14 protein-coding genes are annotated in these 15067 nt (G+C 72.7%); 7 read left to right on the forward strand and 7 right to left on the reverse strand.

Features of this window, described 5'->3' with window-relative positions; genetic code table 11:
- Positions 1 to 109 precede the first annotated feature (109 nt).
- Positions 110 to 946 (reverse strand): undecaprenyl-diphosphate phosphatase, encoded by an 837-nt coding sequence (locus ACIQCH_RS24380; RefSeq protein WP_402584109.1) that lies wholly within the window; start codon positions 944 to 946, stop codon positions 110 to 112.
- Between the two features lie 163 nt (positions 947 to 1109).
- Between ACIQCH_RS24380 and ACIQCH_RS24385 the strand changes: the two genes are divergently transcribed.
- Positions 1110 to 1802, forward strand: coding sequence for an RraA family protein (locus tag ACIQCH_RS24385; RefSeq protein WP_402584111.1), 693 nt, complete (start codon positions 1110 to 1112; stop codon positions 1800 to 1802).
- A 157-nt stretch (positions 1803 to 1959) separates the two neighbouring features.
- Positions 1960 to 3603, forward strand: a complete 1644-nt coding sequence (locus ACIQCH_RS24390; protein ID WP_402584113.1) for a GMC oxidoreductase — start codon at positions 1960 to 1962, stop codon at positions 3601 to 3603.
- A 76-nt stretch (positions 3604 to 3679) separates the two neighbouring features.
- On the opposite strand, the gene ACIQCH_RS24395 is transcribed toward ACIQCH_RS24390, so the two are convergent.
- Both ACIQCH_RS24395 and ACIQCH_RS24400 read right to left on the reverse strand, forming a co-directional pair.
- Positions 3680 to 4159: a carboxymuconolactone decarboxylase family protein gene (locus ACIQCH_RS24395; protein WP_402584115.1), complete on the reverse strand. Its 480-nt coding sequence runs from the start codon at positions 4157 to 4159 to the stop codon at positions 3680 to 3682.
- Positions 4156 to 5238 carry a dihydrodipicolinate reductase gene (locus ACIQCH_RS24400; RefSeq protein ID WP_402584117.1) on the reverse strand — a complete coding sequence of 361 codons (1083 nt, stop codon included), beginning with the start codon at positions 5236 to 5238 and terminating at the stop codon, positions 4156 to 4158. Before ACIQCH_RS24400 ends, ACIQCH_RS24395 begins: the two co-directional genes overlap by 4 nt.
- 214 nt (positions 5239 to 5452) lie before the next feature.
- On the opposite strand from ACIQCH_RS24400, the gene ACIQCH_RS24405 reads away from it, so the two are divergent.
- Complete coding sequence (locus ACIQCH_RS24405) at positions 5453 to 7243, forward strand: FG-GAP repeat domain-containing protein (protein WP_402584118.1); 1791 nt, start codon at positions 5453 to 5455, stop codon at positions 7241 to 7243.
- Here ACIQCH_RS24405 and ACIQCH_RS24410 read toward each other — a convergent pair.
- Both ACIQCH_RS24410 and ACIQCH_RS24415 read right to left on the reverse strand, forming a co-directional pair.
- The gene (locus tag ACIQCH_RS24410) at positions 7240 to 8448 is read right to left on the reverse strand and encodes a PP2C family protein-serine/threonine phosphatase (RefSeq protein ID WP_402584120.1); all 1209 of its coding nucleotides are present in this window, start codon (positions 8446 to 8448) and stop codon (positions 7240 to 7242) included. The genes ACIQCH_RS24405 and ACIQCH_RS24410 overlap by 4 nt on opposite strands.
- 68 nt (positions 8449 to 8516) lie before the next feature.
- The gene (locus ACIQCH_RS24415; protein ID WP_402584121.1) at positions 8517 to 8774 is read right to left on the reverse strand and encodes an acyl-CoA carboxylase epsilon subunit; all 258 of its coding nucleotides are present in this window, start codon (positions 8772 to 8774) and stop codon (positions 8517 to 8519) included.
- 386 nt (positions 8775 to 9160) lie between these two features.
- On the opposite strand from ACIQCH_RS24415, the gene ACIQCH_RS24420 reads away from it, so the two are divergent.
- From ACIQCH_RS24420 to ACIQCH_RS24430, 3 genes are read left to right on the forward strand one after another with little or no spacing between them, the layout of a single operon-like run.
- Entirely contained in the window at positions 9161 to 10300 is a 1140-nt protein-coding gene (locus ACIQCH_RS24420; protein WP_402584123.1) for a type III polyketide synthase, read from the forward strand.
- A gap of 2 nt (positions 10301 to 10302) precedes the next feature.
- Positions 10303 to 11520, forward strand: a complete 1218-nt coding sequence (locus tag ACIQCH_RS24425; protein ID WP_402584125.1) for a cytochrome P450 — start codon at positions 10303 to 10305, stop codon at positions 11518 to 11520.
- Positions 11517 to 12035: a cupin domain-containing protein gene (locus ACIQCH_RS24430; RefSeq protein WP_402584127.1), complete on the forward strand. Its 519-nt coding sequence runs from the start codon at positions 11517 to 11519 to the stop codon at positions 12033 to 12035. Before ACIQCH_RS24425 ends, ACIQCH_RS24430 begins: the two co-directional genes overlap by 4 nt.
- Positions 12036 to 12186: 151 nt before the next feature.
- On the opposite strand, the gene ACIQCH_RS24435 is transcribed toward ACIQCH_RS24430, so the two are convergent.
- Positions 12187 to 12576, reverse strand: a complete 390-nt coding sequence (locus ACIQCH_RS24435; protein WP_402584129.1) for a hypothetical protein — start codon at positions 12574 to 12576, stop codon at positions 12187 to 12189.
- A gap of 333 nt (positions 12577 to 12909) precedes the next feature.
- On the reverse strand, positions 12910 to 13827 hold the full coding sequence (locus ACIQCH_RS24440; protein WP_402584131.1) for a MurR/RpiR family transcriptional regulator: 918 nt from the start codon (positions 13825 to 13827) through the stop codon (positions 12910 to 12912).
- A gap of 320 nt (positions 13828 to 14147) precedes the next feature.
- Here ACIQCH_RS24440 and ACIQCH_RS24445 point away from each other — a divergent pair, with 320 nt between their 5' ends.
- Entirely contained in the window at positions 14148 to 15065 is a 918-nt protein-coding gene (locus tag ACIQCH_RS24445; RefSeq protein ID WP_402584133.1) for an ion transporter, read from the forward strand.
- Positions 15066 to 15067 lie beyond the last annotated feature (2 nt).

Below are 15067 nucleotides of genomic sequence, written 5' to 3' on the forward strand. Positions count from 1 at the left end.
CCCGAACGGCGGCCCCCGGCCACGCGAACGCACGGAGCCCGAGAGCCGCGCACCCCCGGTACGCCGAAGGGCCCGGAAGCCGTGGCTCCCGGGCCCTTCGATCCGTGCGTCAGGCGGACAGGACGCCCGTGCCGAGCAGCCCGAACAGCAGCAGGCCGATGACGATGCGGTAGATCACGAAGGCGTTGAAGGAGTGCCGCGCGACGAACTTCAGCAGCCAGGCGATGGAGGCGTACGCGACCACGAACGAGACGGCCGTGCCGACCAGGAGCGGAACGGGGTCGACCCCCGCGCCCACCGCGTCCTTGAGCTCGTACAGGCCGGCACCCGTCAGCGCGGGGATGCCGAGGAAGAAGGACAGCCGGGTGGCGGCGACCCGGTCCAGGTCCAGCATCAGCGCGGTGGACATCGTCGCGCCCGACCGCGAGAAGCCGGGGAAGAGCAGGGCCAGGATCTGCGAGCAGCCGACCAGCATGGCGTCCTTGAAACCGGTGTCGTCCTCACCGCGCTTGTGCCGGCCCATCTGATCGGCCGCCCACATCACGCCGGAGCCGACGATCAGCGAGCCGGCCACCACCCACAGCGAGGCCAGCGGCCCCTCGATCAGCGGCTTGGCCGCCAGCCCCACCACCACGATCGGGATCGTGGCGAAGATGACCCACCACGCGAACTGGTAGTCGTGGTGGTAGCGCTCCTCCTTGTCGGCCAGCCCGCGCCCCCAGGCCCTGACGATCCGCACGATGTCCTTGAAGAAGTACACCAGCACCGCCGCGATCGCCCCGACCTGGATGACCGCGGTGAAGCCGACGACCGAATCGTCGGTGACGGGGATGCCCATCAGTCCCTCGGTGATCTTGAGGTGGCCGGTGGACGAGACCGGCAGGAACTCGGTCACGCCCTCCACGACGCCGAGGATCACGGCCTGACCGACGCTGATTGCACTCATGGGTTCCATCTCATGACACGCTCGGGAACGGGCACTGTACGCGCGCGCACTCTACACAGCCGTCCGGTGCCCCCGTACGGCGTACGCCCGCCGGGCCGGCGCCGCGGTACCGGCCGGCGCCGCGCAGGCGGCGACCGGCGCCCGACACCCGGGAGGGGAAGCGATGTACGAGGCCTTCGAGGAGCTGTCCACGCCACTGGTGGCCGACGCGTGCGTGCGGCTGGGCGTCCCGCTGCGGGCCGCGCCGGCCGGGATCGGGGCCGTGGTCGAGGGCGCCCGGCTCGCCGGCCGCGCGCTGCCCGCGCGCCACTACGGCAGCGTGGACGTGTTCCTGGAGGCGTACGCCGCCGCCCGTCCGGGTGACGTCCTCGTGATCGACAACGGCGGCCGCACGGACGAGGCCTGCATCGGCGACCTGACCGTCCTGGAGGCCGGGGCGGCGGACGTGGCGGGACTGGTCGTGTGGGGGCTGCACCGGGACACCCCGGAGCTGGTGGAGATCGGGCTGCCGGTATTCAGCTACGGCGCCTGCCCGGCCGGTCCGGTACGGGTGGACCCGCGCGAGCCCGAGGCCCTGACCACGGCCCGCTTCGGCGGGCACGCGGTGAGCGCGGCGGACGCCGTGTTCGCGGACGCGGACGGGGTGCTGTTCGTCGCCGCGGACCGGGTCGCGGCGGTCCTGGAGACCGCGCGGGGCATCCACGACACCGAGCGCGAGCAGGCGCGACTGATCCGCGCCGGTCGCACCCTGCGCGACCAGACGGACTTCACGGGCTACCTGGAGCGGCGGGCGGCGGACCCGTCCTACACCTTCCGCGCGCACCTGCGCCGGATCGGCGGCGCGATCGAGGAGTAGGCGGGGGGCGCTATCGCGCCGGAGTCGGCTGCCCCGCCTCCGAGGCGGGGCGGTTTCGCGCCAGGTCCGGACATAAGTTACTTATCAGTATGTAGTGACTTCGCATGCCCTGACGCGTAGAACCTGTTCCCACTCCGCCAGAGAGTGAGGAACCTCCATGACCGTAAATCCCCCCCACAGCACGGGTTCCAGAGGTGTTTCGCGCCGCGGCTTCATCGTTGGAACAGGTTCCATTCTTGGCAGTGCGGCCCTCACCGCCCCGTCGGCCCGCGCCGCGGCGATCCCCACCGCCGCCGACGCACCGGTCGCCGACGGGGCGCAGGTCCCCGCGCTCGTCATCGGAACCGGGTACGGCGGCTCGGTGGCCGCCCTCCGGCTCGCCCAGGCCGGGGTCGACGTCCAGATGGTCGAGATGGGCATGGCCTGGGACACGCCGGGGTCCGACGGCAAGATCTTCTGCAACACCCTCGACCCGGACCAGCGCTCGTACTGGCTGCGCACCCGGACCAAGGCACCGCTCAACTACTTCCTCGGCTACCCCATCGACAAGGACATCTCCCGCTACACCGGCATCCTGGACGCCGAGGAGCTGGGCGGCATCACCGTCTACCAGGGCCGCGGCGTCGGCGGCGGATCGCTCGTCAACGGCGGCATGGCCGTCACGCCCAGGCGGCAGAACTTCCCGACCGTCCTGCCGACCGTCGACCCCGACGAGATGTACGGCGTCTACTACCCCCGCGCCAACGCGGGGCTCGGCGTGGGCCTGGTCGACCCGAACTGGTTCGAGACCGCCGACTGCTACCAGTTCTCGCGCGTGGGCCGCAAGCACGCCCAGCGCTCCGGCTTCCCCTGGACCTTCGTGCCGGACGTGTACGACTGGGACTACATGAAGCGGGAGGCCTCCGGCACCGCCACCAGGTCCGCCCTCGACGGCGAGATCCTCTACGGCAACAACCACGGCAAGAAGTCCCTCCAGCAGACCTACATCGCGGCCGCCCGGGCCACCGGCCGCGTGACGGTCTCCGCCCTGCACAAGGTCACCTCGGTCCGCCCGGCCGCGGGCGGCGGCTACACGGTCGTCATGGACCAGCTCGACACCGGCGGCGACACCGTCGCGACCAAGAGCGTCACGGCCGGCCGGGTCTTCTTCGCCGCGGGCAGCGTCGGGACGAGCAAGCTGCTGGTGAAGCTCAGGGCCACCGGCGCGCTGCCGCAGCTCAACGGCGAGGTGGGCAAGGGCTGGGGCGACAACGGCAACGTCATGTGCGGCCGGGCCAACCACCTGTGGGACCCGACCGGCAAGCTGCAGTCGACCATCCCCTGCTCGGGCATCGACAACTGGGACGCGGGCGGCGCCTTCGCCGAGGTGGCCCCGCTGCCGACCGGCATCGAGACGTACGCCTCGTTCTACCTCTCGATCACCAAGAACCCCCACCGGGCCGAGTTCACCTACAACCCGACGACCGGCGCCGCCGAGCTGAACTGGCAGACCGCCTGGAAACAGCCCGCCATCGACATGGCGAAGTCCATCTTCGACAGGATCAACTCCAAGGAGGGGACGATCTACCGGACCGACCTGTTCGGTGCCTACAAGATCTGGGGCGACCATCTGACCTACCACCCGCTCGGCGGCGCGGTGCTGGGCAAGGCCACCGACAACTACGGCCGCCTGCAGGGCTACTCGGGCCTGTACGTCATCGACGGCGCGCTGATCCCCGGCAACACCAGCGTGAACCCGTTCGTGACCATCACGGCCCTGGCCGAGCGCAACATCGAGAAGATCATCGCCACGGACCTGTGAGGCGCGCGCACCACCGCCGCCGCGCATGACGGCCCGGACGGGGCCGACCGGTGCGACCGGTCGGCCCCGTTCCGCGTCAGTGCGTGGGCAGGACGCACACGGAGTCGAGCCCCAGCACGTGGTTGAGCCGCCCGAACGCCAGCCACGAGCCGATGCTCATGCTCAGCTCGACGATCTCGACCTGGCTGTAGTGGGCGGTCATCCGCTCCCAGAACCCCCCGTCGAGGTTGTGGTGGTCCAGCGCGTACCGCTCGGCGTACTCGGCGGCCAGCCGGGTCCGCTCGTCGAAGCGGTCGGTCGTGCGCCACTCGGTGACGGCGTCGGCGAACTCCTCCTCGACCTTCTCCCCGTCGCGCTCGGTACGCCAGTCGAGGCAGAAGTGGCAGCCGTTGATCTGCGCGATGCGCAGCCGGGCCGCCTCGAACTCGCGCAGCCCCAGGGTGGTGTGGGCGTACACGGACAGGGAGAAGTTGGCGGCGGCCATGCCGATGCCGGGGACCATGTCGCCCCAGACGTAGCCGATGGGCTCCTGCCCCTCGGGGATGTCGATGATCATGTCCGTTCGGTCCTTCCGAGTTTGCCGACGGCGGGGCGCAGCGGGACGTCGAGGGCGTCGTACAGGCCCGGCTTGGCGTCGACGAGCCAGTCGATGGCGTTGACCAGGCGGCCCACGGCGGTGGCGTTGCCGCCCGCCGAGCGGTTCTCGCCCTCGTCGGACGCCTCGACGGTGACCTCGATGCGCGGGCGGCCCTCGATGACCACGCGGTGGGCGCCGGAGCCGTCCGGGGGCTGCGGCCAGTCGGGGGCGCAGGAGGGGTGGATGCGGGTGACGTGCTCGATGACGATGCGGGGCTCCCCCGCGACGATGCCCTGGACCTCGAAGCGGATGGCCCCCTGGGTGCCGGCCTCGAACTCGCCCATGGTGCGGGTGGTGACGGTGCGCTCCAGCGGGCGTCGCTCCAGCGTCTCGCGTATGTCGTCGAGTTCGACGCCCAGGGCGCGGGCCATCATGCGGATCTGGCCGCCCCACACCATCGTGGGGACGGAGGGGAAGAGCATGGGCGGCTCGTAGTCCATGGGGTGGCCCATGCCGACGAGGTGGCGGACGGAGTCGGGCTGGTCGTACGTGGAGTAGTCGAAGACCTCCTGGCAGCGGACGGCCTCGACGGTGGAGCCGAGTCCGCTGACCAGGAGCGGCAGGACGTCGTTGCCCCAGCCGGGGTCGACGCCGGAGGAGAACAGCGAGCCGCCGCCCTCGGCCACCGCGGCCACCACCGGGTCGCGGAACTCCGGCGGCGCGGCCCGGTGGTCGTAGAGCGGGTAGAGGGCGGGGGTGACGACGACCGCCCCGGCGGCGACGGCCCGGACCACGTCGGCCAGGGCCTCGTCGGGGCGGATGTCGCCCGAGGCCGCGTACACCACGGCCCGGGGCCGGGCGCCGAGCACGGCGCCGACGTCGTCGGTGGCGGCCACGCCCAGCGCGCGGTCGAGGCCGGCGAGGGCACCGGCGTCCCGGCCGACCTTCGCGGGATCGTGGACGAGGACTGCGGTGAGCTGCAGGGCCGGATGGGCCTCGACGGCACGGATGGCCGCGCGGCCGACGTTGCCGGTGCCCCAGACAACCGTGGGAATCATGCGCGGAGGGTAGCCACCGCCCCTGCAGGAACCCAGTGCCGTGAACGATGATTTTCGGCTACCCGTCGGTTCGGGGACGGGACGGGCCCGAAGCGCGACCCGCGCCCCAACTGCCGCGGTGCGAAGGCGGGGTGACGGTAGGGTGCACGGGACGTGCGGGGGCGCGACGCACCTGCCGTCCGGGCTCCCGCGAAGCACTCGCAGGGGGAGACCTTTGTTCCACAGACGCGTCACCAGAACCATCCCGCGCACCGGCCTGCTCGCGACCGGCACGGCCCTCGCACTCTCCGCCGGCCTGCTCCTCGCGGGCCCCGGCGCGGCCGCCGACACCGCGCCGGACGCGACCGCAGTGGCCGCGCCGACCGGGACCGCGGCGAGCGCCGCGCGGTCGCACGGCCCCGGCGGCACCCTCTTCGAGGACGCCTTCGGGCCGGCCGTGCGGCCCCAGGACTCCCACGCCGCCGCCAGGGCGAAGGCCAAGCCGCTGCACGACATCGACCTGGACGGGGTCAGCGACCTCATATCCCAGGAGAACGACGGCTCGACCTGGGCGTGGCCGACCCGCACGGGCAGCGAGCCCAAGTCGTTCACCGTCAAGTCCACCGATCCGGACGAGCAGTTCGTCGACTTCATCCCGGTCGGCAACCTGGGCGCCGAGCTGTTCCCCGAGTTCCTCACCCTGTCGGCCGACGGCCGGCTCTCGCTGTACTCGGCCATCCCCGACCGCACGACGACGCCGTACTGGGTCGGTCGCGGCTGGCAGGCCTACAACAAGGTCATCGCGCCGGGCGACCTCACCAAGGACGGCAGGCCCGACCTGCTGGCCCGAACCTTCTCGGGCGACCTCTACCTCTACAAGGGCACGGGCAAGCTGACCGGCACCCCGTTCGCCCCGCGCGTCAGGATCGGCACCGGTTGGGGAGCGTACGACCAGCTCGTCGGTGCCAACGACGTCGACGGCGACGCCATCGGCGACGTGCTGGCCCGGTCGCTGGACGGCACGCTCTGGTTCTTCAAGGGCACCGGCTCCGCCACCGCACCGCTGCGCATCCGGACGAAGGTCGGCACGGGCTGGAACACCTACAACCAGATCGTCGCGGCCGACGACCAGAACGGCGACGGCCTCGCCGACCTGTACGCGCGCAAGCGCAACGGCTACGTCTACACGTACGACGCCAAGGGCGGCGGCGCGTTCGCCGCTCCGCGGCGCGGCGGCAGCGGCTGGGACGGCACCTGCTTCCTCATCGGGGCCGGCACCACGCAGGTGTACGGTCGCAGCCAGGCCCTCGCCGTCCGTGCGGCGGACCGGAGCTGGTGGAAGCTGGAGAACACGGCGAACGGCCGGTTCGACGACCCGGACGAGATCGACTGGGGCCCGGGCACGAAGCCCGCGGCCGGCGGCCGCTTCACGTACGCCACCGCGCTGCACGACCGCAACCACGCCAGCTTCGTCACCCAGTACGGCAGCAAGCTGACCATCGCCGGCCGGGTCGCCAGCACGTCGTGGACGTACGACACCACGGTCGGCCCCGGCGACCTGACCGGCGACGGCAGGGGCGACCTGCTCGCCCTCGGCACCGACGGGGTCCTGTGGCTCTACCCGGGCGACGGGGCGTACCGGACCCGCCTCGGCGCCCGGATCAGGGTCGGCGGCGGCTGGGGCCCGTACCGGCACGCCCTGTTCGGCGCGGGCGACTACAGCGGGGACGGCCGGGCCGACCTGTTCGCCCGCGGAGCCGACGGGCTCTTCCTCTACAAGGGGACGGGCTCCGCGACCCGTCCCTTCGAGCGCCCGGTGAAGGTCGCCGGCCCTCGCGACTGGAGCGGCTACGACGCGGTCGTGACACCCGGCGACCTCGACGGCGACGGCCGCAGCGACCTGGTCGCCCGCGACTCGGCCGGCAACGTCTGGCGTTACAGCTCCACTGGCCACTCGGGTACCGCCACGCTCAGGCCGCGCGTGAAGATCGCCTCCGGCTGGAACGTGTACGGCCTCCTCTTCTAGGGACGCACGGGTCCGGGGCCGGTCACGGCCGGCCCCGGACGGCCCTCGACGCCCCCGGACGGCTCCTCGGCCACGCGTTCGACGGCGACCAGGGCCGCGTCGTCGCCCAGGCGGCCGCCGGCGTGGGCCAGCAGGTCGGCGCAGAGGTGGTCGAGCAGGGCCCGGGGCGCGTGGCCGGGAGCCGCCGCCACCCGCTCGGCGAGCGGGTAGAAGCGGCCGTGCGCGTCGCGGGCCTCGACCACGCCGTCGGTGTAGAGCAGCAGCAGGTCGCCCGGCTCGAAGGCGAAGGTCTGCGGGTCGAGGGTGGCGGGGACGAACTCGGTGAGCCCGAGCGGCGGGGCCGGTTCCGCCACGTCAAGCTGGTGCACCCGGCCCGCCCGCAGCAACAGGGGCGGCGGGTGGCCGCAGTTGAGGATCCGCAGCACCTTTTCCTCGTCGGGTACGTCGATGACGGCGGCCGTGGTGAACGCCTCGACGCGCTCGCCGGGGTCGTCGCCCCGGTCCGGGCCGGCGTCCCGGTCGGCCGTGATCGCGTCCTCGCGATCCGCGGAGACCGTGCCCTCGACGTACGCGACCAGGCCGGGCAGATCGGTCTCCTGGTGGGCCGCGGCCCGGAAGGCACCGAGCACCAACGCGGCGTCCCCGACCGCTTCCAGCCCCTTTCCCCGTACGTCGCCGATGATCAGGCGGGTGCCGTGCGCGGTCCGGGCGCAGGCGTACAGGTCGCCGCCGATCTCCGCCTCGGCCTCGGCGGCGAGGTAGACGGAGGCCAGCCGCAGCGGGCCGACCTGGTCGCGCAACGGCCGCAGCACCACCCGCTGGGCCGCCTCCGCCACCGTGCGCAGCTGGGTGAGTTCGCGCTCGCGGACCTCGCGGAGGTGGGCGAAGCCGGTCACGAAGGCCGAGATCAGGACCAGCGCGACGAGCTGCAGGGTGTGGTTGAGGTCGCTGACCGTGGTGCGGGAGGCCGCGACGGTGGCCTGGGCCAGCACGGCGATCAGGCCGACCAGGGCGGTGGCGCGGGGGCCGCGGAAGGAGGCGGTCAGTGCCGGGGCGGCGGCCAGCAACGGCCCCAGGTGCACGTCCGGCGGGGCCAGCACGTCCACCACGGTCACGACCACGATGAGCGCGATCGGTACCGCCAGCAGCGCGTTCCGTCCCCGGGGGGACGGGTGCCGGCTCGCCGCCGGTGACCGGAGCTCCATCCCTCCTGGATACACGCTCCCGGCGCGGCCCGCCCCGAGGCGGGCCGGTGCCGGAACGGAAGGCACCGCTAGTGGGGGTGCCCGGCGCGCCAGGAGTGGCAGGGGTGGAAGCCGCCGATCCGGGGGCGGTCCCAGTGGGCCCGGCCGGGCCGCCGGTGGCGGGCCGGGTGGGCGGCGTCGCCGCTCTGCGCGAGCAGCGTCACGGCCAGCAGCAACGCGGCCAGTTCCACCTCGTCGGGCATGCCGCGCAGCACGCGCAGGTGGGGATGCGGGAGCCGGTGGTGGCCTGTCACCGCGCCCCCCTCGGCGAAACCGTGGCGCGCCATGTTTCCCCTTCTGCGCCGCGCGCGTCACCCGTACGGCGGACTGCGGGTCGTCGATCCGCGCCACCGGCCCCCGGGGCCCCCGGCCGGAGGGCGGACCACCGGTCCGATCCCCTGGGGAAGCCTTCACGCACGGTGTCCGCACGGGGTTCGGGCGCCGGGTCCCGCCCCTGGGTCGCTGTCAGCGTCATCAGGTCCTCCTCGTGCCGTCCGGATCACCCGGACCGAGCGCCTTTGAGCATGTCACCGGGCCTGCCGGGCGGCTCGCCGGCTCCGCCGGGCGGGTGACGGCCCCGATCACGCCCGCCGAGCGTGGCCGTCCGGTCGACGAGCGGACCCGGGAGGCGTCGGTGAGCCTGTGCGAAGGAGCGAGAGAAAGGCGCACCCTCATGGCCACTCTGTGTAGACCTGCGGTATCCGTACCCGAGCACGTGATCACGATGGAGCAGACTCTCGAACTGGCCCGGTCCGTCCACAAGGACCACCCCCAGCTCCAGCTGGCCCTGCGCCTCATCCGGAACACGGGCGTACAGAAACGGCACATCCTCCAGCCCATCGAGGAGACCCTGCGCCATCCCGGGCTCGACGCCCGCAACGCGACCTACGAGGCGGCGGCCAAGGAGCGCGTGCCCGCGGTGATCCGGGAGGCACTGGCCTCGGCCGAGCTCGGTGCGGAAGACATCGACGTGATCATCTACGTGTCCTGCACGGGCTTCATGATGCCGTCGCTGACCGCCTGGCTGATCAACACCATGGGGTTCCGCACGGACGCCCGCCAGGTCCCGATAGCCCAGCTCGGCTGCGCGGCCGGCGGTGCCGCCATCAACCGGGCGCACGACTTCTGCACCGCCTACCCGGGGACGAACGCGCTGATCGTGGCCTGCGAGTTCTGCTCGCTGTGCTACCAGCCCACCGACCTCAGCGTCGGCAACCTGCTCTCCAACGGCCTGTTCGGCGACGGCGTCGCGGCCGCCGTGGTCCGCGGCGAGGGCGGTACGGGCGTCCAGCTGGAGCGCAACGGCTCGTACCTGGTCCCGAACACGGAGGACTGGATCGCGTACGACGTCCGCTCGACCGGCTTCCACTTCAAGCTCGACAAGCGCGTACCCGGCACCATGGAGCCGCTCGCGCCCGCGCTGAAGGAACTGGCCGGACAGCACGGCTGGAGCGCCGACGCGCTGGACTTCTACATCATCCACGCGGGCGGCCCCCGGATCCTGGACGACCTCAGCAAGTACCTCGGCGTCCCCCCGGAGGCCTTCCGGTTCAGCCGGGCGACGCTGACCGAGTACGGCAACATCGCCAGTGCCGTCGTGCTCGACGCCCTGCGGCGGATGTTCGACGAGGGCGGCACCGCGCCCGCGGCCCGCGGCCTGATGGCGGGCTTCGGTCCGGGCATCACCGCAGAGATGGTGCTGGGCCGCTGGACCACCTCCCATTCCCCCGGCTCGCCCGCCGGCTCCGCGGTGTCGGTGACCACCCGTGGCGTCGGAGCGACCCACCCGGCTTTCGTGTCCAGGAGGAAGTGACCATGTTGGAGGCGACCGCCCCCTCGGACGAACTGCGGCCGATCCGCGAATGGCCCGCCCAGCACCTGTCGGGGACCGACTTCGACCCGGTGCTGGCGGACCTGATGCGCGAAGGCCCGGTGACCAGGATCAAACTGGACAACGGCAGCGGCTGGGCCTGGCTGTTCACCCGCTACGAGGACGTCCGGCTGATCACCAACGACCCGCGCTTCAGCCGCAAGGCCGTCGTCGCGGCCGATGTCACCCGGCTGGCGCCGCACTTCATCCCGGTGCCCGGGGCCGTCGGGTTCGAGGACCCGCCCGACCACACCCGGCTGCGCAGGGCGGTCGCCCCCGCCTTCACCACCCGCGGGGTGGACGCCCTGCGGGAGAAGGCGCGGGGCATGCTCGACGAGCTGGTGGACGGGCTGCTCGCGGACGGCCCACCGGCGGACCTGACGGAACGGCTGCTCGCGCCCTTCCCGCTCGCGGTCGTGTGCGAGCTGATGGGCGTACCGGCCGAGGACCGCGGCAGGGTCCACGAGTGGACGGCCCTGATCCTCTCCTCCACCGCCGGCGTCGAGCGCAGCGAGGAGGCCAAGCAGCGGATGTGCGGCTACTTCGAGGCCGCGCTGCGGGAGCGCGGCAGCGCGGGCGGCGAGGGCGTCATCGGGCTGCTGAGCCAGGCGGTGGCCGCCGGCGAGGTCGCCGAGGCGGAGGCGGTGGGCGTGGCCCTCCTGCTCCAGATCGGCGGAGAGGCCGTCACCAACAACACCGGCAACATGCTGTACCTGCTGCTGAGCCGGCCGGGTCTGTGGGAGCGGCTGCGCGCCGAGCCCGCACTGCGCCCGACCGCCATCGACGAGCTGCTGCGCTACATCCCGCACCGCAACTCGGTGGGGCTGTCGCGCATCGCGACGGAGGACATGACCATCGCCGGCCAGCACATCCGCGCGGGTGAGGCGGTGTACGTCTCCTACCTCGCGGCCAACCGGGACCCCGAGGTGTTCCCCGACCCGGACGAGCTGCACCTGGACCGCAGCCCGAACCCGCACGTCGCGTTCGGGTACGGGCCGCACTTCTGCCCCGGCAACCTGCTGGCCCGGCTCGAACAGGAACTGATGGTCGGGGCGTTGCTGGAGCGGCTGCCCGGTCTGCGGTTGGCGGTCGAGGAGGACGAGCTGAGTTGGCGGCCGGGGGCGCTGATCCGCGGCCCCGAGGCGCTTCCGGTGGTCTGGTGAGCGGCCTGCTCGTGCCGCCGGGGCACGGCCGCAACCTGCGCTCGACGGCGCACGACGTCACCTTCAAGGTGACCGGCGAGCACTCACGGGTGTCGTCGAGCTTCGAGGTGGTGGTGCCGCCCGGGTTCGACGTGGGCGCCCACGTCCACACGCGCAGCGAGGAGTTGTTCTACGTCCTGGAGGGCGAGCTGGAGGTGATGGCGTTCGAGCCGCGGGTGCGCGACGGCGGCGACTGGCGGCTGTGGGACTCGCGAGACGGCCGGCGGCCGGTGCGGGCGGAGCCGGGCACGGTGATCGTGGTACCGCCGGGCTGTCCGCACGCCTTCGCCAACCGCTCGGACACACCGGCGCGGATGTTCTTCCAGGCCTCGCCGCCGCCGGACCACGAGCGCTACTTCGAGGAGCTGTTCGAGATCCTCGAGGCGCCGGGGCAGATCGACCACGAGGCGATCGAGTCCCTGCGGCGGCGGTACGACATCGAGCAGCTGACGCCGATGCGCCACCACCGGGCCTGAGGCGGGTCCGGTCGTACGGCGACCGTCGCGCCCCTCCCGCCTCCGACGCCCCGCCCGGCCTCCCGCCGGGCGGGGCGCGGTGCTGCGGGGTCGGTCGCGGCGACCGCGGGTTCCGGGGGAGGGCCGGGTCGAGTCGGTCGGGTCGGCGGTCTCAGCGGCGGCGGGCCGGGACGCCGGAGCTCACGAGGAGGGCGTCACCGACCAGGCGGACGCCGCGGGCGAGCCGTCCCAGCTGCTCCAGCTCGACGGCGTACATGCGGATGGTGTTCTCGATGACGGCGTCCACGACGCCGAGGGCGGGCAGCTCCACGCGGCTGGTCTCCAGCGCCACCCGGATCGCCCGCATCTCGTGCTGGAGCTGGAGCTGGGCGTGGCGGGCGAGGAGCACGTGGTGGCGGGTGAGGGTCGAGTAGCCGGCGTACCGGGCGGGCAGCAGGTCCCGCAGCCAGCGGGTCGCCGTGCGCTCCCAGTCGTGGGTGCCCGGGGCCTTGACCTGACACGGCCAGTCCGGGCTGAGCGAGGTGAGGACCATCTGAGGCATTCGCGTAGCTTCCAAGAGGGGTGCCGAACTCTGATCGAGAGGGGGCGGCGGCCCCGACCCAGGGGTCGGCCGGGGCCACCGATGAGCGCTCTGCCGGATGCGAGAGCCGGATGGAACGCCGCGCGGACGGCGCGAGGAGGGAGCGTCGCCGTGGGGCGTTCCGGAGGCCGATAGGGGGCGGCCTCCCTGGCATCGGATGATCCGAGCGCCGATGAGCAGTAAATATATATACCGTCGAGTACGCAAGAGTATGAAAAATTTCATGCACATCTCGGACATGAAAATACGCCCGCGCGGGCAGGGTCCGGCGGGGCGAATCCGGCCTTTCGGGGCCTAGAGGAAGAAGTTGTGCTGGTCGGCGACCTGCTCGTAGCTTTCCAGCCGAGCCTGCGTCCGCTCGGGGTCGGCGTCCACCATCGCCTGCAGCAGGGCCGCGGCGAGCATGCCGGGGGCCGCGTACGAGTCGAAGACCAGCCGGGAACCGGTGCCGGCGGTGAGCACCGCGTCCGCCTCGTCGACCAGCGGCCCGAGGGTGAGGTCCGTGATCAGCGCGACCTTGAGCCCGGTGCGACGGGCCGCGCGCAGGGCGGCCAGCGTCTCGTGCGCGTGCCGGGGCATGGCGAACGCCAGCACCCAGGTTCCGCCGGCGGAGCGGGACTGCAGCAGGGCGTCGTAGGCGACGCTGCCGCCGCGGGTGACGACGCGGACGTCCGGGTGGATGCGGCGGGCGGCGTACGCGAAGTACTCGGCCAGCGAGACCGAGATGCGCAGGCCCAGCACGGTCAGGGGCTTCGAGCGGGCCAGCTCGCGGCCGATGTCCAGCACCTGGTCGGTGTCGGCCAGCACCCGGCGCAGGTTCTCCAGGTTGTCGATCTCGGCGTCGACGGCCGCCTGGAGCTCGTTGCGGCGGAGCTCCTCGCGGGTCTCGGGCGTGCCGGCCACGGCACTGAGGGCCATCGGCTGGAGCACCTCGCGCAGGGCGGGGTACCCGCTGAAACCGAGGGCGGTGGCGAACCGGGTCACGGACGGCTGGCTGACCCCGACGCGCTCGGCGAGCTCGGTGATGGAGAGGAACGCGGCCTCGGTGAGGTGGTCGATGAGGTACTGCGCGATCCGCCGCTGACCCGGCGAAAGGCTGTGCCCGTCGAACAACGCACGCACGCGGTCGGCAGGGGCGCGCTCGTGTTCCGGCGACTCCCCGCCGGGCGTGATCGCGGCCGCCTGTGCGCGTGCCTGCTGATCGGTTGGCACCGGTGGGCCTCCTTCTCATCCCCGCGCGCTCGCGTTCAAACATAGCTCACGACCTGCGGAAGAACGCGGCCCGACGGCCTGGTTCGCGCGCAGCTGAGGGGTGGGGCGCGAGTGCCTTCAGAGGCGGTAGCGGCCAGGGGTACGGGTCGCGGATGAAGATCACTCAATTGGGTTGTTATCGGGCCCGGTAAACGGGGAAGGACATTCCGCCCTGCCATGATCGACCGGCTGTGACGCGCCCCCGGCGCGCCCCCCCCTCACCCCGAGCGGGCACTCCGTGCTGCCCGCCGCCCGGGGATCCCCCCGCACCAAGGAGCACCATGACGGTCCCGAAGCCGGCCGGCCTCGGCCGCACGCGACTGGCCGCCCGCTGCCGCACGATCACCGAGGACCCGGCCTTCGGCGCCGTCGTCTTCGCCGTGATCCTCTTCAACGCCGCCCTGCTGGGGGCGGAGACGTACAGCGGCCTCGTCACGGCGTACGAGCCGGCGCTGCGGGCTGCCGAACGGTGCTGCCTCGCGGTGTTCGCGCTGGAGATGCTGGTGCGCATGGGTGCCCACGCCGACCGGCCAAAAGCTTTCTTCCGGGACCCGTGGAACCTGTTCGACCTGGCGGTGGTCCTGTCGGCGTTCGTGCCGCTGATCCGCGAGAACACCACCGTGCTGAGGCTGCTGCGGCTCGCCCGCGTGCTGCGCACGGCGCGGTTCCTGCCGCAGCTGCGGGTGCTGCTGATCGCGGTGGGGCGCAGCCTGCCGGGCACGCTGAGCTTCCTGTTCGTGGGCGCGCTGGTGCTGTACGTGTACGCGATGGTCGGCTGGGTCTGCTTCGCCGGACCCGACCCGGCGCACTACGGGTCCATCGGGCGGGCCGCCCTGACGCTGTTTCTGCTCACCACGCTCGACGGGTTGGGCGAAGCGGTGCACGCGGGGCTGGAGATCTCGCGGCTGTCCCTCTTCTACTACGCGTCCTTCGTGCTGCTGGCGTCCTTCGTGCTGGTGAACGTGCTCATCGGCGTCGTACTCAACTCCCTGGACGAGGCACGGGAGTTGGAGGCAGAGGCGAACCGGGCCGAGGAGGTGCGGCGGCGGGGCGCGGCGGCCGCGGCGGACCCCGACGAACTGCACGCCCGCATCGCGGCGGCCCGCCGCACCCTCGACGACCTCGAGGCGGTCCTCGCCTGCGCACCCGCTTCCCCGCCGGCGGCCCGCCCCCTGGAGACCTCGGGCGCCCGGGGCTGACG

Origin of the sequence: Streptomyces sp. NPDC093225, assembly GCF_044753805.1 — a bacterium.
Taxonomy (GTDB): Bacteria; Actinomycetota; Actinomycetes; order Streptomycetales; family Streptomycetaceae; genus Streptomyces.

Bases quoted from the DNA above. Each gene is read 5' to 3' on its own strand.
- ACIQCH_RS24380 (WP_402584109.1), bottom strand. From the start codon at position 946: ATGAGTGCAATCAGCGTCGGTCAGGCCGTGATCCTCGGCGTCGTGGAG.
- ACIQCH_RS24385 (WP_402584111.1), top strand. From the start codon at position 1,110: ATGTACGAGGCCTTCGAGGAGCTGTCCACGCCACTGGTGGCCGACGCG.
- ACIQCH_RS24390 (WP_402584113.1), top strand. From the start codon at position 1,960: ATGACCGTAAATCCCCCCCACAGCACGGGTTCCAGAGGTGTTTCGCGC.
- ACIQCH_RS24395 (WP_402584115.1), bottom strand. From the start codon at position 4,159: ATGATCATCGACATCCCCGAGGGGCAGGAGCCCATCGGCTACGTCTGG.
- ACIQCH_RS24400 (WP_402584117.1), bottom strand. From the start codon at position 5,238: ATGATTCCCACGGTTGTCTGGGGCACCGGCAACGTCGGCCGCGCGGCC.
- ACIQCH_RS24410 (WP_402584120.1), bottom strand. From the start codon at position 8,448: ATGGAGCTCCGGTCACCGGCGGCGAGCCGGCACCCGTCCCCCCGGGGA.
- ACIQCH_RS24415 (WP_402584121.1), bottom strand. From the start codon at position 8,774: ATGGCGCGCCACGGTTTCGCCGAGGGGGGCGCGGTGACAGGCCACCAC.
- ACIQCH_RS24420 (WP_402584123.1), top strand. From the start codon at position 9,161: ATGGCCACTCTGTGTAGACCTGCGGTATCCGTACCCGAGCACGTGATC.
- ACIQCH_RS24425 (WP_402584125.1), top strand. From the start codon at position 10,303: ATGTTGGAGGCGACCGCCCCCTCGGACGAACTGCGGCCGATCCGCGAA.
- ACIQCH_RS24435 (WP_402584129.1), bottom strand. From the start codon at position 12,576: ATGCCTCAGATGGTCCTCACCTCGCTCAGCCCGGACTGGCCGTGTCAG.
- ACIQCH_RS24445 (WP_402584133.1), top strand. From the start codon at position 14,148: ATGACGGTCCCGAAGCCGGCCGGCCTCGGCCGCACGCGACTGGCCGCC.